General features: G+C 42.5%; 12 protein-coding genes. 5 read left to right on the top strand and 7 right to left on the bottom strand.

Features of this window, described 5'->3' with window-relative positions; translation table 11 throughout:
* Positions 1-260: 260 nt before the first annotated feature.
* From LAY57_RS08150 to LAY57_RS08120, 7 genes are all read right to left on the bottom strand, one after another.
* On the bottom strand, positions 261-5,999 hold the full coding sequence (locus LAY57_RS08150) for an AAA family ATPase (RefSeq protein WP_249065913.1): 5,739 nt from the start codon (positions 5,997-5,999) through the stop codon (positions 261-263).
* 37 nt (positions 6,000-6,036) lie between these two features.
* Positions 6,037-7,086: a methyltransferase gene (locus LAY57_RS08145; protein WP_249065912.1), complete on the bottom strand. Its 1,050-nt coding sequence runs from the start codon at positions 7,084-7,086 to the stop codon at positions 6,037-6,039.
* Entirely contained in the window at positions 7,087-8,160 is a 1,074-nt protein-coding gene (locus LAY57_RS08140; protein WP_249065911.1) for an amidohydrolase family protein, read from the bottom strand.
* 19 nt (positions 8,161-8,179) lie between these two features.
* Entirely contained in the window at positions 8,180-10,444 is a 2,265-nt protein-coding gene (locus LAY57_RS08135) for a TOMM precursor leader peptide-binding protein (protein WP_249065910.1), read from the bottom strand.
* Positions 10,445-10,523: 79 nt separating this feature from the next.
* On the bottom strand, positions 10,524-11,168 hold the full coding sequence (locus tag LAY57_RS08130; protein WP_249065909.1) for a hypothetical protein: 645 nt from the start codon (positions 11,166-11,168) through the stop codon (positions 10,524-10,526).
* 80 nt (positions 11,169-11,248) lie between these two features.
* Complete coding sequence (locus LAY57_RS08125; RefSeq protein ID WP_249065908.1) at positions 11,249-12,862, bottom strand: hypothetical protein; 1,614 nt, start codon at positions 12,860-12,862, stop codon at positions 11,249-11,251.
* A gap of 35 nt (positions 12,863-12,897) precedes the next feature.
* Positions 12,898-14,256 (bottom strand): AAA-like domain-containing protein, encoded by a 1,359-nt coding sequence (locus LAY57_RS08120; protein WP_249065907.1) that lies wholly within the window; start codon positions 14,254-14,256, stop codon positions 12,898-12,900.
* Positions 14,257-14,674: 418 nt separating this feature from the next.
* On the opposite strand from LAY57_RS08120, the gene LAY57_RS08115 reads away from it, so the two are divergent.
* The 5 genes from LAY57_RS08115 (at position 14,675) to LAY57_RS08095 (ending at position 21,586) form a co-directional block, all read left to right on the top strand.
* Positions 14,675-15,646, top strand: coding sequence for an HBL/NHE enterotoxin family protein (locus LAY57_RS08115; RefSeq protein WP_249065906.1), 972 nt, complete (start codon positions 14,675-14,677; stop codon positions 15,644-15,646).
* A gap of 96 nt (positions 15,647-15,742) precedes the next feature.
* Positions 15,743-19,288, top strand: a complete 3,546-nt coding sequence (locus tag LAY57_RS08110; protein ID WP_249065905.1) for a protein kinase domain-containing protein — start codon at positions 15,743-15,745, stop codon at positions 19,286-19,288.
* Between the two features lie 123 nt (positions 19,289-19,411).
* Positions 19,412-20,653 carry a DUF4336 domain-containing protein gene (locus tag LAY57_RS08105; protein ID WP_338022376.1) on the top strand — a complete coding sequence of 414 codons (1,242 nt, stop codon included), beginning with the start codon at positions 19,412-19,414 and terminating at the stop codon, positions 20,651-20,653.
* Between the two features lie 35 nt (positions 20,654-20,688).
* Complete coding sequence (locus LAY57_RS08100; RefSeq protein ID WP_249065903.1) at positions 20,689-21,153, top strand: anthrone oxygenase family protein; 465 nt, start codon at positions 20,689-20,691, stop codon at positions 21,151-21,153.
* Positions 21,154-21,445: 292 nt separating this feature from the next.
* Positions 21,446-21,586, top strand: a complete 141-nt coding sequence (locus LAY57_RS08095; protein ID WP_249065902.1) for a peptide chain release factor-like protein — start codon at positions 21,446-21,448, stop codon at positions 21,584-21,586.
* The last annotated feature ends 56 nt before the right edge of the window (positions 21,587-21,642 follow it).

Here is a 21,642-nt window from a genome sequence, read left to right as displayed (position 1 = left end):
GCAACCGCAGGGCGATTAAGGCAACTCCAACTGTTATAGCAATCGCTCTCGTCGGTTAGGGCAACTCCAACTCTTACCTCTGGTTCATAATCCCTTACTTCGTCAAGCTTTTCCCTCTTCCCTCTTCCCTCTTCCCTAGTCCCTAGCCCCTAGCCCCTAGTCCCTAGCTATACCTTTAGTCCATAATCTCTTACGGAGTAAGCTTTTTCCTCTTCCTTCTTCCCTAGCCCCTAGCCCCTAGCCCCTAGTCCCTAGCTATGCTACAAAAATTTGCCCTGTTTATCTAGCCAACCATCGTCAAATACCAGTTGATAAATCCGGTTATTGACTTGGAGATAGTTTTCTCGCTTAACTACTAACCCCGACATAATTAATTCCGTTTCTACTGGACTATCAACAGCCACAACCTGTCCTTGATGTAAAATTTCTCGGTAAAGTTTTAGGAGTTCAACAGCACGCTGTTTATCGTGCAGTAGACGATCGCGAATCGTCCTCAAATGCTCTGGGTTGTCTTGCGATTCCCAATTTTCGATAATATGCGATCGCACCAATTCCTCCACATAAACTGCTTCATCGTTAGTGGGAATCGGAGACGAAGAACTACAAATGAACTTGCAGACTTTTTGGGTGAGAAAAGGCTGTCCTCCCGTCCAGGCGATGACTTCTTTCAGTAGCGTTTGCGGATTGGTGACTCGTTTGGTCAATCCTTGCAGTAAGGGTTGAGCTTCGTGTACTTGAAAACCCTTGAGTTGAATCGCTTGACCGACATTAAAGGGAGTCCGGTTTTTATCTTGAATTAATTGGGAAGGAGTCGCTACGCCTAACATCACAAAATTTAGACGCTGATAGTCGGAACTGTCAGCGCGTTTGTTATAGCAAGTTCGGATGATGCTAAAAAATGCGCTGCTGTCAAACTGAAGATCCAGGACGCTATCAATCTCATCGATGAAAATAATAATCTTTTCAGAAATAGCGGTTAACAATACTTCATTGATAAATTCTGATAAACGCTGAACAGGCGATAACAATTCGCGATCGCGCCACCAAGCCCGGATATTGACTTTATCTAACAGGTTCAATCCACTAACTAAGAGGTAGGCAAAACCTGCATACCACTGCTCTAAAGTGATCTGGCGACTGCTAATTACAGAAATATCGATCGCGGTACAAGCAAAACCTTCTGCTTGCAGCTTTTTCATAATTTGGACGCGCAAGCTGGATTTACCCATCTGTCGGGTATTGAGAATGTAACAAAGTTGACCGATTTTTAAAGCTTTGTATAGATGTCGGTCAGCCGATCGCACGACATAAGTCGGTGCATCTAGAGGCAAACTTCCCCCGACTTGATAATCGTAATCAGGCGGTTCTTCCGCAGTTCTGAGCAAAGCATTTTCGATGACCAATTCAGCTTGAGTTGCTTTGAGAATTTCCAGGGTGTGAGAGAGTTCTTTGGTGCGTTCTTCGACTTTTTGCTCCAAAGTTCGGTTATAATCTTCTAATTGTTCGTAGAGATTTGCATTTTCAATGGAGATGGCGGCTTGAGCGGCAATGATTTTTAAAGTTTCGACTCTTTCGGGGGTAAATGCGCCGATCGCGAGATTATTTTCTAAGTAGAGAATACCAGCTAGTTTGCCGCGATCGAGTAGGGGAGTGCAGAGGATCGATTTGGGTTGAGTTGCGGTAATGTAAGAGTCGCGGGTAAATTGTCCTTCATCTGTGGCATTATTTAATACTACATTTTCGTGGGTGCGAGCGACGTAGTTAACTATGGCGGTTGACAGCAGGGGAATTTGAGTGTATGGATCTACGGAATCTATGGGAATGGATTGCAAAATAGTAATGCGATCGCGTTCTACTGCTGCTTCAGCTTCTATAACCCAACTCCCGCTTTTATCTAGGATGAGAAAACCTTTTTGTGCGCCAGCGTTTTCAATTACAGCTTTCATCACCTGGTTTAACAATTGTTCTAAAACTATTTCGCCAGAGATAGCTTGGGATGCTTTCATTACGGCGGCAAAATCCAACGCTTCCCCCGACGATCTTCCAGAGGTTGTGACCGGATTGATGCTATTATTTTGAGTATCTGTTCTTGAACCAAGCCACTGGAGATATTTTTCATCTAAATCCTCTACTTTGCGTTTAGCTCCCCAGATTTGATAACCTTGGCGTGCTTTTTTTAAATAAATTTGGGCAAAATCGGCTTTTTCTTGGGCAAACCAAAACTTGGCGGCTAGTTCGTTGGCGAGTGCTTCTTCGTGGATAAACTCATTTTCTTTAGCAGATTTAATCGCTTGGTCATATAAATCGATTGCTTCATACCACTGACCGGAGAGACGTGCTATTTCTGCGGCTACTAAAAGATACTTGTGGAGAAAATTTGCCGGACAATTATTTGCCCAACTTTTCATTTGCGCTTGATTAGCTTCGATTTGACTCCAGTATTCTTGTTGCTCTTCTGGAGAAACAGATGGATGGAGTGCAGCTAAAATCAGGGAATAGTAAAAGTTGCAATTAGAAACTTGAATACTACCAGAAATAAACCCTAACAGTTCCTGCGCTTTGGCTATGGATGCTAACGCTAGTTGCAACTCGCCATATAAATAGAGAACTTGAGCGTTGAAAATGTAATAATAGCAGATTGCGTTTGGGTTTCGGCTAACTTCCTCTTGATTTAGATAATCGGATTCGTCAATCTCATCGCAGCTAAAATCAAGCCGATCCTGCGTTTGTCCGAGCAGCTTTTGTAAGATTATTTTCTGTCCCAAGGTGCAATCAATAGACCATTGGTTTTTGGTTTTTTGGCAGAAAGGGAGGATGTCAGATGCCTCTTGAGGAAGTAAAAATAGATTTTTGCCTTGGTAAATTCCATTTAATAAAGTATGAGTCATGCTAAAGCCAGCATATTGAAGCATACCCGACTGTAAACCAGCTTCAATTGATTCTGCGTTAATATTTTCAGTTTGCTTGATATGCTTAACCCATGACCAAGAAAAATTGGCAAGTACGTTAGCTGTTTGGCTTATCGAATATAAATCATCAAATTTCTTACTTAACTGATATCCTAGCAGGGTGAGTTCGTAACTTAATTGATAGTTTCCTAGTATTGCCTGCAATACACCAAATAGACCGTAGCTGATTGCAGATTTGGATGTATGGCCGTATTCAACGCTCAGATTGGCAGATTTAGCCATAACGACGCCCGAAATTTCTGGAGCGCCTAAGTAGGCTGGAGGTAGCATTTTTATCAATAGCTCTAAGGCAATCTGCTGGATGGGGTCTTCCATTTCTGGATTGTCAATCAGCGAAGCAACTTCTCGTTTTCCCAAAATTTCGCTAAACTTACCTAATTCAGCTTCAACAGCTTTGTCAAAGTCGCGATCGGGAAAGTCGATATCCAATTGTGCTAAAGCTATTCGACCGACTTGAATCGCCTCCAAGTATTTGCCCTGCATGGTATATAGTTCGATTAGCAAATAATAGAATTCCGAGCGTTCTAGCGCTGACTTCACTCTATTAATAGCCAATTCAATCAGCAATTCTGACTCTTGGAAGTTGCTGTTGAGATATTCAACTTGTGCTAGTTCTTTGTATAAATAGATAGCAATTTTATAATTTTTTTTCCCTTTCCATATATTTACGGGGAAAATTTCATTAGCCGATCTAAAATATTCTCTAGCAGCCGTATATGCAGTAGATTCTTTGGCTTTTTTACCTGCCTGTAGATTCAATTGACTCAACTGCACTTTTTCTGCCTTGCTTTTGAGCAAGTTTTTTCCTTTATTAAGATGATCAACTATAGCAAAAATATTTCCTTCCTGTGCATCTGAAAGTGTATTTGCAAGTAACACTCTGCCAATTTTAAGATGAACGGTTTGCTTGTGATTTTCATCAATCAAGGTATAGGCGGCTTGCTGGACGCGATCGTGTTGAAAATTATAATTTAGGATAATCAAAGAGGAATCGATGGAATTATTTGAGGTTGTTTCTAGCGATGAAGTCGGTTGAATCAGCCCGGAGTGGATAGCAGGTAGTAAATCTACAAATGTGTCTGTCAGGGATTTTTCACAGACGATAGAAAGAGTTTTCAGATCGAAGCTATTGCCGATACAGGCAGCCAGAAGCAACGCTTGCTGAGGCGCATCAGGTAGTTTTTTTAATTTGTCTATCAGCAAATCCACAACATTTTCTGTGATACCTAAAGCATCGATTTGCGGGATATCCCCGACCCAACAACGCTGTTGCCAATCAAACTTTAATAAATTTTCTTGATATATAGTTTTGAGAAATTCATTGACGAAGAAAGGATTACCTGATGTTTTGCGATAAATTAACTCAGCTAGTGGCTCTACCAATTCTAGATTGCTGTGGAGAGTATCGGCAATCAATTGAGCGATGTGAGGAGCAGCTAAGGGGGCTAATGTTATCTTATTGAGAATGACTCCCTCTTTTTCTAAACGATTGAGGGTTAAGATTGAAGGGTGGGTGGGGCTAACTTCATTGTCTCGATAAGCACCAATCAGGAGCAAATATTTCATCTGCTCGTCACTCAACATTAATTCCATAGACTTTAAACTAGCTGCGTCTGCCCACTGTAAGTCATCTAAAAAAATGACCAGTGGATGTGAGCTTTGGCAAAACACTCGAACAAATTTTTGAAACACCAAGTTAAACCGATTTTGCGCCTCCATCGGCTCCAGTTGCTGAATAGGAGGTTGAGGCCCAACTATTAGTTCTACTTCAGGAATCACGTCAACAATGGCTTGACCGTTAGAGCCAAATGCTGCCAGTAGTTTTTCACGCCATTCTAATAGCTGTGCCTCATCTTCAGCTAAAATTTGCTGTATGAGAGAGCGAAAAGCATCAGCAATTGCAGAGTAGGGAATATTGCGCTGTAACTGCTCGAACTTACCAGAAATAAAATAGCCTCGCCGATCTGTAATTGGTTTGTAGAGTTCCTGTACCAGCACAGACTTACCGATGCCAGAATAGCCGGAAACAAGTATCATTTCAACGCACTTTCGTGTCGGTTCTTCTGAGCTATTTTCTGAGGCAATACGCGCAAAGTTTGATAATAATGTCTCAATTTCTCGCTCTCTACCGTAAAGTTTCTGCGGTATACTTAACCTGTCAGAAAAATCTTGTTGTGCTAGCGGAAAATCTGCAATTTCTCCGCATATCTGAAACTGTCTGAGGCATTCTTCCAGATCGGCAGCGATGCCAAAGGCACTCTGGTAGCGTTCCTCCGCTGTTTTGGCTAACAATTTCACAATTAGGTTAGAAACAACTTTGGGTATATTGGGATCGAGTTCGTGAGGCGGTACAGGCTGTTTGGCAATGTGGCAGTGTACTAATTCCAAAGCATCGCTTGTATCGAAAGGTAAATAACCAGTTAGTATTCGATAAAATGTCGCACCAAGCGAGTAAAAGTCTGTAGTGTAGTCGAGTACCCGATTCATCCTGCCTGTTTGTTCGGGTGACATATAAGCCAGTGTCCCTTCGAGGATATTTGGGTTTTTGAGGGTGGGATTTTCTCGCGTAAATACTGTAGAAATGCCAAAGTCAATAATTTTGACGATATCCGTTTCTAAATTCCAAACAATATTGGCAGGATTGATATCTTTGTGGATAACATTAGCAGCATGGATTTCACCTAAAATTTTCGTTATTTTAATAGCAACCAAAAGGAATTCAGGCAAACTAAGCTTTCGAGCTTTCAGGATAATTTCTAACGATTCGCCTCCAAAGTCTTCTAAAACTATTGCTAATGTGTTATGATATTTTTGCAAGTCGTATGCTTTAATCGCTCCATCTATATCCAGGGAGCAAGTAATTTCATACTCTTGTTTATATCTGGTTAGCTCCGCTGGGGTAGGATAATCTTCCTTGAGAACCTTGAGAATAACAGGTTGCTTGTCATCGCGGCGATTCGCCCGATAAACTAGGGAATTCGAGCTTTCATAAATTTGGGCGATAATTTGGTAATTAGAAAACGTTTCCATATTTTAAAATCTCCTCAATAAAAATTAGAAACAAAAATTATGGTTTTTTAGCGCTAATTAAATGATAATAAGTATGCGTAGGTATTGACTGAAAATCGATCAAGCCTACTGACGACAATATTTCTTCTATTTCCTTTAAAGTATACTGCTTACCTTTTTCATACATCAGTAATATGGCTGACAAACAGGCAACCGTGAGCGGCCCATCTTTCGTGTCATTCAACGGCATTTCATGTAACAACACTTTTCCACCAGATTTGAGCGCGTCGAATGCTCGTTGAGCCAGTAAATAGCAATGTTCTAAATCCCAATCGTGAAAAACATTGCTAAATAGAATGGCATCAGATTCTTCCGGCCACATATCTTCAAACATATCTCGCGCCACGGTAGAAATCTGTTTTTCTAAACCGTATTTAGCAATATTTTTGCGTGCAATCTCGCATACAGGCTTAAGATCCATAACCGTGCATTGAATCTGGGGATTAAATGCGGCGATCGCGATCGTCAGCGCTCCTGAACCGCCTCCCACATCAAGAAGATGCGATATTTGACCGAAAACAGGTTGCTTGGCTAAATCGGCTGCGGTTGGAAGTATCATCGCGTGCATCCGCTCGATGAAGCTCTGCACTACCTCAATTTTGTGCTGATTCATCGCAACCGCCATCGGCATCGGTGGTTGAGCGCCACCGATTAATTTCATCCGCAGCAGATCCAGATACCATTCATGGGGAGGACAAAACCCTGTATAAAAAAATGGGCTATCTGGAATCATGTATGTTTTTGCTACCTTAGTGAGGGCAAGCCGTCCATCATTCTGCCTTTCGAGTAGTCCAAATGCGGCAAGAACTGCAATAAAAGCTTCAGCGATTTTGGGTGATATTTTAAGCTGTTTGGCAGCTTCTTCTATGGTTTGAGGCGCTGCGTCTAGCAGCTTAAATAGATTGAGTTCTTGAGCTAATGTTATGACGGGCCCGATGATTCTAGAGCAACTGAGATCGAACAGTAAACGCTCATCGACTTCTGCAACTGGAAACGGTTCGTTGAACATATTATAGCTAGGGGCTGGGGGGTTAGGTTTCCATGCCATTTAACCGATCCCGTAGAAACGAGCGGGATTGTCCCACAAAATCTTTTCTACAGTTCCTGGCGGTAGCTGCCCCTGAAGGGCAACCACTTGCTCCACAATATCCGATTCGTATTCTCCATGAGGATAATCAGAACCAAATAGGATGTTATCGCAGCCGATATACTCCAGAACTTGAGATAAGTGTGGCTCCGAAGGCTCAATAGAAACAAAACACTGACGGCGGAAATACTCAGAGGGCTTCATCTTCACATTATCGGCCACTTCCCAGCGCGAACTATCGTATTCTCGATCGAGTCGCCACAACCAATACGGCAACCAACCGCCGCCTGACTCCAAAAAGCCAACTTTGAGTTGGGGATGGCGTTCGAGTACGCCACCTTCAATCAATGTTAGCAGAGCCATCATTTGTTCCATCGGATGGGAACAGGCACGTAAGGCAAAGCGAGTATGAAAACGGTCTGCCCCAGCAGTAGGCAGACGGCTGGGAGTTCCCTCGTGAATGCCAACAGCGATCGCCAACTCCTCACACTTTGTCCAAAATGGCTCGTAGGCGCGATCGCTCAAAATTCTTCCTTTCACGGGGTTGGGACGCAAAAAGACGGCTTTCCAACCAAAATTAACGATGCGGAGCAATTCTGGCACCATCTCTTCTGGATCGTGAAGATTAATGCTGCCCACACCTTTGAGCATTTGAGGATTAAAACTACAAAAATCTCGCAGCCAATTATTATAAGCCCTCACAAAAGCACCCACCAATTGAGGAGCCATCGTATCCACCGCAGTGATAAATAAAAGAGATGTGGGATAAATAAATGCCACATCAACCCCCATCTGCATCATCGCTTGCACCTGAATTTGAGGGTCAGCACCAGCTAGCGGCTCTACTTCCAAAAATGGTTTTGCCCATTGACGCAAATACTGCTCGGAGAACTTATTGATAATAGATTCCCCTTGAATTTTCAAGTCTGGCGAAGGAGCAAAGTGCTTGAAAGCTGGTTCGAGATACTCTTCCCAAATGCTGTGGGGTTCGTAAACGTGAGCATCGGCATCGATAATTTTATAGCCTTTAAACATTTTTCGCGTAAGGGTAAATTTATAACCACATTGGAATTGGATTCAAATTCTCTTCAGATATCGGCTCATTTAACCATCCCATCTTTACGGGGACATCATAGAGCCGTCCTGCTGCTAAACGTTTCCAAAAGTGTCGCATTCCAGGCACAATTACCTTGACGACCTTCAACCCAATATCAGGACGAGTTTGGTCGAGAACTAACATTTCCATTCCCTTTTGTTCTAGGATTTGTTGGCAGCGCTTAATATCTTCTAGTAGGTCGTCACTCCATTCTCGATCGTAATCGGAATAAACTTTATTCCTACTACTTCGATCGGGAAGTAAATAGGGTTGAGTCTCCACCGTTGCAGTTTGCCACCAATTTAATGCTAAGGGTTCTGCTGAGGAAGCGTACTGGCTTTTACCATCGGCGTTAGTTGGTAAGACAACACCCAAAAGTTGATTGATTTCCGTTAGCGCTCTGCCAACAGCAAGTTTTGCATCGAAATGAGAACCGAATCCTAAAAGAATATCCTCCGAGTTGCGATCGCAACATTTACTAACAGCCACAAAGGTAAGAATATTCAGATCGCTGGTGATATCCAAAACCCATAGTTCCCGATGGATGGACTGATAAGATTGTTGTAGAGAGCGAAAATAAGGTTCGTCAAAACTATCTAGATCTACTGCTGGTCTTTGAATTCGGTTGTACCACCACAGCGCCACGCTATCTCGTTCGACTAATTCCATAAAACCTTGTAAGATCGCCTCTTCCAGGGTGTTACCTGCTGCACACCCGTTAGTATCTGCCCAACAGTCAGGTTTTGGTGGTTTGGGATAACCAAAGTAACAGTAAGCTGTTGGGAGATATTTAAAGTCTTGTTGAGTTAAAGACCAAACAGGTGTCCACTCGATCGCGTTGGTTTCATCAAATGGTTCGGGGACTCTTTGAGAAAGGCTCTGACAACTGGCATTCCAGTTTTGGCGATCGCTATATTGGGATTGGCTGAAATTCATACAAGCGTTGGGATGAATTGCGCGATCGCCAAGTTGCTGGTAGCTGCTTCTAATTCTAATTTCGTCTCGCTGAAAAACGCCTGAATATCTTTCTATAGCTTCCCCCAAACCGCTAACTCGTGCTTGAATATCCGTTTTTCCTTTACCTCCACTTCTACCGCCAATGTTTTGAGTCAATGTTCTCAAGTCATCAAACATGGAAACGAAATGATGTTTGGCTACATAATTATGAAAACCATCTAAGCGATCGGGTAACTTTTGTAATTCTCGAATAACACCCGTGATGGGACTGATGTGATGTTGGTATTTGCTGAGGGTGGCTTCGGGGGAACTGCAACGGTGTCCGCCTTCAGCGGTAAACGTTTTCTTACGACTACCGAGAATTAATGGCTGTTGTTTTGCACTGTTCTGACCTTTGTTGAATCCACAGATCGGGCATTGAGGACGCTTAGTGAGAATATGGCTTTGAGTCTCTAGCGTTAGACTATCGTGAGTAATTAATACGCCTTCCAATCGTTTATTTTCCCGATTCTGAACGATCCATTTTAAGACTTCAGTCGCTGTCATCCCCAAAGCCGTTTGCAAAACACCGGGTATTTTTGCCAAGGGAGGTGTCAGAGGTGCGGTATCGTTGGTGCGTCTCTTAAGATAGCCTTCAATGGGTCGATTGCATCGCAAGCGTTGCGCCAAACACTCCCAACAGCCAGTTTTTCTGGGATAGAACAGCGGGCCAAGCCAGATAATTGTCCCTATCGGCTTAACAATCAACCAGGGACGCGATCGTTTTAAAGCAACCTGATTTAGGGCGGCTAGATCCAGTTGCAGGTAATCATCGCACAGAACAACCTCCAAATCGGCATCCTCGCTGACCTGGATTTGGTGCGATTCGAGCGTTTCAATTAATTCAGCAGCGGAAATAGAACCAATTGCCTTCACTGCAACTTTGGTTGTCTGTAAGCGATCGCGAGCATCTGCAAAGCTAATATTCAGTTGGTGGCAAAAAAGCTGTAACGATGGCGAGAGAAATTCATCACCGTTGCTCAGATAACCCTGATTTTTTAACTGATTTAGGCCATAGTAGATATAAGATGTCGGCAGTCGATCTTGCAATTGATTGACAATTTCATCAATGCTATGATTGCCATCCAACAACGGAGCTAATTGGGCGTAGATAGGGTCGCTTAGTAGAGCCGCATTCCTTTCAGACAAAAGGAAAACTCCTTCTGTTCTTTCAGTTTCGATGCGAAAGCAATCCTTAAATTTTGGCTTGTAATCGCGATACATCATGCCAGGAAATTTATTGTATTAATTCTATGTACGTTGTTGCGCTTTAGCGCTAAAGCGCAACAACGTACCTAATCAGACCTTAGCAAATACAGGTGGGAATATAGGGATTAGGAGGAGTGTACCCCCCATCTCCCTTGCCCTGACTCCAATCACGCAGCTCGGATACCGTCAAAACCGATGGACTGAGTGCGGGGCGAGGTGGATAAGCTATTACCATCACAAACTTATCTTCCTTCTTGTTGTAACCAGCCAACCAGCCATTAAATCGATCGACAGTTACTACCCACAAAAAAAGTTTAGTTAACTCTTCCGTAAAAGCATAATCCTCTAGATTGGTGAGATCATGGTAAAGGTTAGGTAAAGTTAGACCGCTCTTCGGTAATTTTCCAGCCAAATATTCAGACAGGCAATCGCTCTGTGCGATTATTTGATCGACAAACATACCCGGACAGTAATGTTCCTGAATGCAGGTACGGGCTAACTCTTTGACTGCATTGATAAACTCTTGTCGGAGATTTTCCTGCGCTTCGTTTGGCTTATTTTCGCTATACTCATGAGGCTCAAGCCAAGACCAAGCAACCAATTGCGACCATTGAGCGGCGAATTGCTGTGTTGTCTCAGTTGGGTCAAGCTTCATTTTTTCGAGCAGCGTCTTTAGCTCATCTTCAGCTTTAGTTGGCTGATCAGGACTGACTAATCTTTGGATTGTATTGAATTCAGACATTGTATCTTCTCCTTAAGATTGTAACCAGAGCGATGATATGTTGCTCTCTCCAAACTTTTGATTCTCAATCAACGCTAAGTTCAGGAATTTGGTTTGCCATCGCTTGATACATTATTCCTCGAACTTTTAGCACGTTGCAATAGAAAACTAAAATCTGACATGGCTTTTTCAGAAGTACCGCTAGAACTTGGTAGTGTTGCAGTGACGTGGCAGCCAATACAGGAATCACCGTTGACCTGGGTTTGGGAATAAGCTTCCATAGCTACATTGAATAGCGGTCCTGGTGTAGTCCCCGTTCTACTGTTTGATATTAACCTATCACTTGTCAAAGACGTAAGTTGACTAACAGTAGGAGGATTTTGCACCCATTGAGTTCCCACAAGTTGATAGTATTGCCATACAGAATTACGAGCCACGTTTTGGAATTTTTTCTGCCAATTTTCATTCTGTTGTTGGAGAGATTTCTTTACGGAGTCACTGAGTTGGTTGCTTCTGCAATTGCGCTGTTCGGAGAGTCGTACAGCCTGGGTAGGAATTTGTGGCTTTATTTTCCCATCCTGGGTAAGCGTTACCGCATGGGGAGATCGATCGCGCCAAAGAAAAGGCCATTCTACGTATGGATAGTTAGGTAGGCAAGACCCCTTATTTGGATCGTTTGGATCGCAATCTGGGTTGGATAGGGTTGGTTTCAATCCTAGAGGCCCATTATCCACTTTGAGATTATCCACCTGTTCAAAGGTAGCCCAAACCCATCCAGGAGTTGAACTTTGCTGTTTAGGTATTTTATAGGCAATATGGAAGCCAATCAGTCCCACTTCAACTTCTTCAAGTACAGGATCGTCAGTACGGCAATTATCGGTAGTGCAAACATATTGTTCTGCTGAGATAGCTAATACCCGCTTTGTGGTATAGTACCGAGCTTTTTCCTCTGGGCTAGAGCTTTCATCAAAAACCCGCCAAGCTGCCTTAACTTCTATGGGTGCATCTATACTTGAATTGGTGGATTTAAACTGGAAATTCTTCTTTTCGTTGTACTCAGCCAATTTGCTAGCATTGTACCATTCGTTATCAACAATTTGCTTGAATTCATTTGGGTTCAAATGACTCTCGACTATTATGTAATTTCCTTGTCGATCGACAATAGGAATGTTGTTGAGCAACAAATTCTTTTCTTCATCGCTAACCTCAATTTTGGCTGGGCACTCCTTACTCTTAATAACTTTTTCGATCCAAGCACGGCTATTTTGTAAATTTTTTCGCAATTCCACATTATTTTCTGGCGAACCCGCTCCTTGCCCTTTGATCAAGTCTAATTTTAAGGTTCTGGCAAAAGGGTTGGATATATTTAGCAAAGGGTTTTCACCATTGGCAAGAAACACTTCTTCAGGAGTTCGATAAAATTCCCACACCCGTGGAGCGAGCGGTGCTTGACCCAAGGCAAGTTCCTCTAATGGCCTGGCATCATTAGCAGGCCAATTCAAAGTTACAAATGTTCTCCAAGCGATGTCGGCAAAAGCAAACGCATTATTGGAAAGAGGGATTTGTGGCGGCTCTTTGAAATTTTCCAGCTTTATAGGTGGAGGTAAATAGCGGCTATCAAATACTCCCATAGCACGATAGGAGGCTACAAACCCTGAAAAAACAGAAATAATTGTTACAAGGCATACTAAACTCAGGAACCGAATAATCTTCATAGCTCTTTTGTTACTCCTGATAATCCCGAATCGTATCAACTGCTACTGAAGCGATCGCAAAAATATTGCCTATACAACTCGCAACTTACCGTCGCCAAATTGCCTTGTAAATTTACCAATCCCATACTTTGCAACTTAGATGCCTCCACTAAATCCAACTCCACAGGTGTGCTGCTGTTGACAACTCGCACAAATGCTGCTAGTAAATCAGGATCTTGTTGTAGGTTCCACAGCTCTCGTTGTAGGCGATCGCTATAAATCCCGTCTGAGATGGGAGAAGTTTGCAACACTTGCTCTAGCGTGACTTCACCGCGCCGGATATGATAAAGCCCTACCTGTACTAAATAGGGATTGCCGTTTACCAAAGCCGTCAGTTGTTTAGCATCTTCAGGTGACCAATCCAGTCTTTGCCGTTTCGCCAAATCCTGCACTTGCTCGCTATTAAATGGCGGTAGTTCGATCGGTAATCCTACATTAAAGGGCGATCTATTGGCAGTCAGCGGGATATACATCTCAGTGGAGTGTACCACGACTAACCGCAGTTTTCGCCAAATTTCTCGATTTTTGGCTTCCTCGTGCCAAGCTCGCAACAGTCCGAAAAAGTCGCTCGCCAGCTTGGGATAGGGAAATAAGCGATCGATATCGTCCAAAGCTAACACTACAGGTCTGGTTGTTGAGGGTAACAAATACTGCTCAAAGTACATCTTGCAGCTAACCTGACTGCCAAAAAGCTCATCCCAATATTCTGCAATCTGATTGCGTAGTCGCAGACCCAAACCGACGTTGGCGCAGAACCACCGCAAGAATTTATCCAAATCTTGAAAAATTTCTCTATCCGCTAACTGAAAATCTATAGGAACTGTCCGATAGCCTTGCTGGGCAGCTTTCTGGAGAATCCGCGCCATCAGCGAGGATTTCCCCATCCGCCGGGGAGCGAGTATGCGAATCAGCGCTCCCGGTTGCAAAATTGTCTTGTAACACTCAGATTCGATCGGGCCATGCTCCACATAAAAGGGCGAATTGAGGGGAACTTGACCCCCCGGTAATTCCGGCTCTATCTCTTCTTCTTGTGGTTGTGAGGTATCCGATTCTTCAACCTCCTCAATCTGAGGAAAAACCCAGGAATAATCACTTTGCTCCAGAACTAGATTAAAAGCTTTAAAGCACCTTTTGAGCGTGGTGCGATCGACCCCTAGTTCGCGAGCGTATATCTTCATCACGGTATTAATGGCTAACCGCGTGCGATCGCTCATTTGTTCCAAAGTATACCGAATTCCGCTGTTGCCCTCAAATTCTGCGTCTGCCTTAGCTGCCTCTAACTTCTGCAATCCTTGTAGCGTAAGGATTACACCACGTTTGCGCTTATCTTTGTGTTGATGTTGTAACACTATCATCTTATGACGCTCGATCTGCAAGATAAGGAAATTTTAGCAAGTTAAGCGAGTTGGCCTTGATGATGGGAAAAACTTTACAATGCCCAAACCCATAGATGCTAAAGCGTTTGGCTAATTAATCTGGATAATCTTAAGTTGCGATCTTAACTTGCGATCTTAAAAAGCAAAACTTGAGTTGTGCAATCCGGTTAGGCAGTGCAAACTAAATCAAGTGTTTTTACTGAACTAATACGGGCAAGCGACAAAAAAGTTTACTCGTGTGTTGGCAGGAAGGTCTGTGCGATCCTGCGCTAAAGCACATAGAGTAGGGTGCGTCAGAGGCTGAAATCCTCATTCAAGATCTATAACGAAAGTCTGACGCACCCTACAAGTTGATTTTAGTGTAACAATCCTGTTGGATTGAAAAAGGAGTAACTCAATGACTGTACCGAGAACTAACAACCCATCAAAATTAGCGTATAACCCGCTTGTACCCAGATACATAAAGGAAGATATCTCAAAAACCGTAAGCGCTTTAGTGCTAATAAAAACTTACGCTACACGGATACTTCAGCAATCGGAGATTAGCTTAAACATTAGCGATCGCCACGCGATTATTGACAACTTATATTTCTCCCAAAGACTATTTAAAAAACACGCTGAGTATATTATTGTTTTTTTGACGCCTTCTATTACTTGGGGGATTTCTAATATTAATGACTATGGAAAAATATTTCAATCAGTCCAACTAGCATCTCTCGATATTATCCCAGAAATTGCCAGAAAAAACGAGCCTCCTTATCAGATCATTGCTTTATTAAATCAATTAGAAAAAGAAGCGCGAACTAGGCAAAAGACTGCTCAAACTATTTACAATATTTTGACTGAATTTAATGCCGAACTTAAGATGGATCTGGATAATTTTAACTCTGAATTGGAGGGATGCGATCAAAAGATCAATTCTCTTCTAAAAGAAATTTCTAATATTCCCGATTGCAGCAAAAATACTAAACAACAAATCCAGCAAATACTGCGGAAACATTACCCCAAAAACACAGATATATACGCAAATATAGCCTTAATCAATGCTGTAGCCTATCATTTTGAGTCACTGTTTGAAACTACCAATTACATGGTTGAAGCTCACAAGGCACTCAGTATAGAATGGTCGTCTATTGTTGCTGGCATTAGGAGCTTTAAGCAAGAAATAATTCACGCATCTAATATGTCAAACCTTGACCACATAGAAGAAAATTTAAAATTGGCTAGTAGAGAGTGGTATACCATCAACCAAAGAGCGCAAGAAATGTTGCTTCGTATTGTATATCTCAAACCAGAAGAGGTAAATAACGTGCTGAATTGGTCAACTCCTTATCCATTAATATCATGTCCGGTGGATTTACATTCATAAAACCCCCCGAAACTATTTTTACGAATAGATCTTCATCCTCTGCGATCGCTAGCACTCCATCTAATACCATAATAGCTGAATATCAGTAAAATCAACATGAACAAAACTATGCTTTATATTCCAGGGTATCAAGCCATATCAGAAATTTATCAAGGCATACACACACTCATTTACAAAGCGATCCGAGAGTCAGACCTACAGCCTGTAATTCTCAAGCAGGTCAGAAGCGAATATCCCAGTATCGAACAAGTTACCCGCTTAAGACAAGAGTATCAAATTACTAAAAACTTAAATATAAATGGCATTGTTAAAGCTATCGATTTAAAAGAGTTCGGTAACAAATTTGTCTTGGTTTTAGAATATTTTAACGGGATGCCTTTGCAAAATATAATTACTTTACACCCTCTAAAAATCCAAGATTTTTTAGAAATAGGAATTCAACTGGTATCAAGCATAGCTGAACTGCATAATAATTATATCATTCACAAAGACCTTAAACCTCACAACATTCTGATAAATTCGGAAACAAAGCAGGTAAGAATCAACGATTTTGGCATCGCCACTCGCCTAGCAAAAGAAACCAGGAATATCAGTCATCCCAACCAACTCTCAGGCACCCTTGCTTATATGCCACCGGAACAAACCGGGAGAATAAATTGCTCAATTGATTACCGTAGCGATTTTTATTCTTTGGGTGTCACTTTTTATGAAATGCTTACAGGAAAACTACCATTTAAAACTACTGACGCTCTCGAATTAATTCACTGCCATATAGCAGTTCAACCAGTAGCGCCAGTGCAGATAAATAGCAGAATTCCTCAAGTGCTTTCTGACATTGTAATGAAATTGATGGCAAAAACTGCTGAAGACCGCTACCAAAGTGCAGCAGGTCTGAAAGTAGACTTAGAAAATTGTTTGAATCAGCTAGAAAAGACAGGCAAAATTGCATATTTTCCCATCGGTCGAGAAGATTTATCCAGTCAATTACTCATCTCGCCAAAACTGTACGGTCGTCAAGAGCAAGTTGACCACAAAATCCCCTTATTCGCTCCAGAAATATCAGAGAATCAAAAAGTTGATGATAGCCTGTACAATCCAGGTACTTCTCTAAACATACCCGATAATTTTTTGAGCGATCGGGTGGAGCCCGGATCTTATTCTTTAAGGTATTTATTTAAAGATTATCAGGGAGCCCTTACTAAGGCTGCATTAGCAAAACATAACATCTCCTCTGTTGGTGGTATGAACGACATTTGCGAACAGAATTTCTATCATTCTCTGGCTATTCTAGCACAGTACCCGCAAACAAATTCCCAAATGGAAATTGTGGAAGAAAACCAAAAGATATTGCAAAATTGGGCATCTTTTGAACCCCGCAATTTTCAGCATAAATACGAGCTAGTAGAAGCAGAGAAAGCCAGGGTTTTGGGGCAAAATGAAAAAGCAATGGATTTGTATGAAAAAGCAATTCAGGGTGCTATTAAGGAAGGATATGTTCAAGAAGAGGCTTTAGCTTGCGAACTTGCGGCAGAATTTCATCTAGCTCTCGGTAGGCAAAAAATTGCTAAAACTTATATGACTGATGCTTACTATGCTTATATGCGCTGGGGTGCGGTGGCAAAACTTAAAGATTTGGACTCAAGATATCCAGATCTAATTTACCGTACAGAAGCTCCCAAATTAAATTTGATTCAATCCAGCAACTCATTTTCTACAATCTCTAATGCAACTACTGTTAATAATTCCACCGATTCAATGCTGGATTTATCCACAGTGATTAAAGCAATGCAAGCAATATCGGGAGAAATTAAATTAGATAAATTACTTGCTTCTTTAATCAAAATTTCAATAGAAAATGCCGGAGCCAGAAAAGGAGTTTTACTTTTGTCCAAAGGTAAAAAAATGGCTATCGAAGCTGCTGGTTCGGTAGATTCAGAAGAATTTGTTGTTCGCAAATCTATCCCATTGGAATTAAATCAAGATTTGCCATTAACAGTAATCAACTATGTGTTCAAAACTAAATCTAACGTAGTTTTAAGCGATGCTGCTACACAAGGAAATTTTATCAAAGATCCTTATATTGCGCGTAAAAAATCGAAATCTATTTTATGTACTCCGATTTTTAATCAAGGCAGATTTATCGCTATTATTTACTTAGAAAACGATCTAACTGTCGGTGCTTTTAGTTTGGACAGATTGAAAATATTAAACATAATATCCATTCAAGCTGCTATTTCATTAGAAAATGCCCTACTTTACGAGAATTTAGCGGTAGCCAATCGGCAATTAGAAGATTATTCGCGTAAACTGGAGCAGCGCGTAGAAGCACGCACGCAACAATTAAAAGCGAAAGAAGCTCGGCTGGCTGATGCTGAAAGATTGGCACATTTGGGTAACTGGGAATTTGATTTAATAACAGATAAAATTATTTGGTCAGATGAACTATTTCGCCTTTTTGCACGTCATCCAGAGGAACTAGAGCCAACTTTTTCAGAACACGAACAGTTGATTCATCCAGATGACTGGCAACTGTTAAATACCTCTGTAGAGCAAGCTATTCAAACAGGAAAATCCTATGAAATAGAATTTCGGATCGTGCGTCCCGATTCGATCAGATATGTGGCGGCAAAAGGACAGGCTATTAAAAACTATGAAGGTAAAACGATTAAGCTGTTTGGCACCGTACAGGATATCACCGATCGCAAATTAGCAGAAGAAGCTTTGCGTCAATCGGAAGGGCAGTTAAGAGAAAAAGCGCATCAGTTACAGCTGACCTTGCAGTCACTGCGGCAAACTCAAGCTCAACTAATTCAAAGCGAAAAAATGTCCGGTTTGGGACAGATGGTAGCGGGTATTGCCCATGAGATTAACAACCCGATTAATTTCATTTATGGCAACATTGAATATACTTGCAATTACATTCAAAATCTGTTAGATTTGATTCGCGTATATCAGGAAGAATACCCAAATCCTACAGCTAAAATAGCTGGATTTACCGATAAAATAGAGTTAGAATTTATAATAGATGATTTGCCAAAAGTTATCAGTTCTATGAGTGTGGGGGCATTACGCATCAGTGAAATAGTGCGATCGCTCAGGAACTTCTCTCGCCACGATGAGAGTGCAAAGAAAGAAGTTGACATTCATTCCGGTATCGACAGCACGCTGCTGATTTTACAGCATCGTCTGCATTCGCCGATTTTTACAAAGCAAAAAGGAAAAGTAAAAATTCCAGAGATTCAAGTTATTAAAGAGTACGGACAGTTGCCCTTAATCAATTGTTACCCAGGACAGCTAAACCAAGTATTTATGAATATGCTAAATAATTCTATCGATGCTTTGGCAGAAGGATATGAGAAAGGCTATAACCAACAACCAACAATTTGGATTCGGACTTATCGGGTAAATTCAGAACGCATAGCTATAGCGATCGCAGATAACGGCATCGGTATGACAGGAGAAATACGCTCTAAAATATTAGAGCCTTTTTTTACTACTAAACCTGTAGGTTCCGGTACTGGTTTGGGGTTGTTTGTCTCGCACCAAATTGTAGTAGAACAACACGCAGGACAGTTAAAGTGTAACTCAGAACTAGGAAAGGGAACCGAATTTATCATTGAAATTTCTGTCAATCAATTTTAAATTTTAAGTAAGTTTTTTGTTTCATCCAATCTAATTTGGCTATAATATAGGTTTTAGTTCCTAAAAGTCGATAAAAAGTAGAAAAATAAAAATTTAAAAACTAGGGAGAGGAGCGTGGAGCCGATAGAAACACTTCAAAAAGGGCTCGAAATCGAAGCTCAACGGGTTAGTTCGAGCATTAATGCTGGAGACTGGTCATGGGCTTTCTGGCCTTTGGTGCCACTCTACCCCTACAGCAAGCGTCGGACAGTTCGCACAGAAGCGATCGAAGACACTATCTGGACATTCGATCAAATACAAGGCATCTTGTACACTGTCGTGCCGATTCGGATGACCGTTGTAAAGCTCTCAGAAGGCGGTCTGCTAGTCTATGCCCCAGTTGCACCGACAAAAGAGTGTATCAGGCTTGTCAAAGAGTTGGTAGCTATTCACGGCGATGTCAAGTACATCATCCTGCCAACAGCCTCTGGCTTGGAACACAAAGTTTTCGTAGGCCCCTTTGCCAGACACTTTCCTTCTGCACTGGTGTTTGTAGCGCCTTCTCAGTGGAGTTACCCGATGAACTTGCCTTTAAGTTGGCTCGGTTTCCCTCGGAATCGGACTCAGGTACTCCCGGAGGATAGCAGCCTAGTACCTTTTGCTGTTGATTTTGACTATGCCATATTGAACATCAATCTGGGACGGGGGTCGTTTGTGGAAGTGGCATTGTTCCACAAAAAGACACGCACGCTGGTGCTAACAGATACAGTGCTAACAGTGCCAGAAGAGCCACCTGCTTGCGTTCAACTGGACCCCTATCCCTTGCTGTTCCACGCCAGAGACAGTGCCTTAGATGTAATCTCTGATAACGAGGAAAACCGCCGCAAAGGATGGCAGCGCATTTCCCTGTTTGCACTTTACTTTGCACCGATCGCATTGGAAGCAATCTCGCCCAAAGAGGCGTTTCGCGATGCCATGAAAGCACCGGATAGGTCAAGAAAAGCTTATTTTGGTTTGTATCCGTTCCGGTGGAAAGATGACTGGAAGCGATCGTTCGATCGACTGCGAGGGGGCGGAAGACCTTTTGTAGCTCCCATTTTGCAAACCTTTATTCTCGACCACGCACCCAGGAAAACCCTCGACTGGGCTGATAAAGTAGCGAGTTGGAATTTCCAGCAAATTATTCCCTGCCACTTTCATTCTCCCATTCAGGCAAGTCCGCATCAATTTAGGCAGGCTTTCTCCTTTCTAGAAAACAAGCCAACAGTAGGTGAAGCCAACAGTAGAAACCAGCTTTTGCCACAAGAAGACTTTGCATTCATCATAGAACTAGAGCAAAAGTTGGACAAAAGGGGTATCACGCGATCGCCTCTGGAAAAACTGTAAAGGGGCAATCTTCTAGTTGAGAAAAAGGAGGTTTTATGTTCGCATTGAAGCTTTTGGCGGCACTGGGCTGCGGGCTGATGGCTGGAGTCTTTTTCGCTTTCTCTACCTTTGTGATGAGCGCCCTTGCCCGACTCCAACCATCACAGGGCATTGCCGCTATGCAAGCTATCAACATCACAGCGATCGATCCGTTGTTTATGACGGCGCTGTTCGGAACGGCTGCGGCTTGTATCTTTCTGGCTATCTCCTCGCTGTTAAAGTGGCATCAGCCCGGTGCAGCCTACCTGCTTTTTGGCAGCCTACTCTATCTCGTCGGCACAGTAGGCGTGACGATCGCGTTCAATGTGCCGCTGAACGATGCGCTCGCGACCGTCAAGCCGGACAGCACTGACGGCGCGAGCCTATGGGCTAGCTACCTTGCCAACTGGACGTTCTGGAACCACATTCGGACGGCAGCGGCACTGGCGGCAGCGGCATTGCTCACGATCGCGCTCACATAGAAAGCGGTGTAGTTTCTCACCCGTTGGTGATGTAGGAGACAAGGGAGACAAGGGAGACAAGGGAGACAAGGGGGACAAGGGAGACAAGGGAGACAAGGAGGACAATGCCTAGAAGAAAAGCTTTTCGTTTCAACCAACTACTTATGACCACACCCCATAGAAAGTAATATTGAATATATAGCAACCGCCCGTGTCAAGGCATTCTTAATTCCACCAAACCCTTGATAATAAAGCTTTCTTACCCTAGCCCCTAGCAAGAGAGTCCCTAGCTATAGTGCAAATTTCCAAGACAGTGACCATTCCAGAACATGAGATTGAGATGAGTGCAGTTCGCTCTCAGGGGGCTGGAGGCCAAAATGTCAATAAGGTGGCAACTGCGATTCACCTGCGCTTTGATATTATGGCTTCCTCATTGCCGTTCGATTTTTGCTAACATTCATTAACAAAAACTTCCTGTTTCATCTGGGACTGTCGGCAGCACCCCATCCA

Origin of the sequence: Argonema antarcticum A004/B2 (genome assembly GCF_023333585.1) — a bacterium.
GTDB classification, from domain to species: Bacteria; Cyanobacteriota; Cyanobacteriia; order Cyanobacteriales; family Aerosakkonemataceae; genus Argonema; species Argonema antarcticum.
The sequence above is the reverse complement of the archived record's forward strand: the minus strand, read 5'-3'. Positions and strand labels throughout refer to the sequence as shown.

Excerpts from the sequence above, each read along its gene's own strand:
- LAY57_RS08135 (WP_249065910.1), bottom strand. The coding sequence starts at position 10,444 with ATGATGTATCGCGATTACAAGCCAAAATTTAAGGATTGCTTTCGCATC.
- LAY57_RS08150 (WP_249065913.1), bottom strand. The coding sequence starts at position 5,999 with ATGGAAACGTTTTCTAATTACCAAATTATCGCCCAAATTTATGAAAGC.
- LAY57_RS08120 (WP_249065907.1), bottom strand. The coding sequence starts at position 14,256 with ATGATAGTGTTACAACATCAACACAAAGATAAGCGCAAACGTGGTGTA.
- LAY57_RS08145 (WP_249065912.1), bottom strand. The coding sequence starts at position 7,086 with ATGGCATGGAAACCTAACCCCCCAGCCCCTAGCTATAATATGTTCAAC.
- LAY57_RS08130 (WP_249065909.1), bottom strand. The coding sequence starts at position 11,168 with ATGTCTGAATTCAATACAATCCAAAGATTAGTCAGTCCTGATCAGCCA.
- LAY57_RS08100 (WP_249065903.1), top strand. The coding sequence starts at position 20,689 with ATGTTCGCATTGAAGCTTTTGGCGGCACTGGGCTGCGGGCTGATGGCT.
- LAY57_RS08115 (WP_249065906.1), top strand. The coding sequence starts at position 14,675 with ATGACTGTACCGAGAACTAACAACCCATCAAAATTAGCGTATAACCCG.
- LAY57_RS08140 (WP_249065911.1), bottom strand. The coding sequence starts at position 8,160 with ATGTTTAAAGGCTATAAAATTATCGATGCCGATGCTCACGTTTACGAA.
- LAY57_RS08125 (WP_249065908.1), bottom strand. The coding sequence starts at position 12,862 with ATGAAGATTATTCGGTTCCTGAGTTTAGTATGCCTTGTAACAATTATT.
- LAY57_RS08110 (WP_249065905.1), top strand. The coding sequence starts at position 15,743 with ATGAACAAAACTATGCTTTATATTCCAGGGTATCAAGCCATATCAGAA.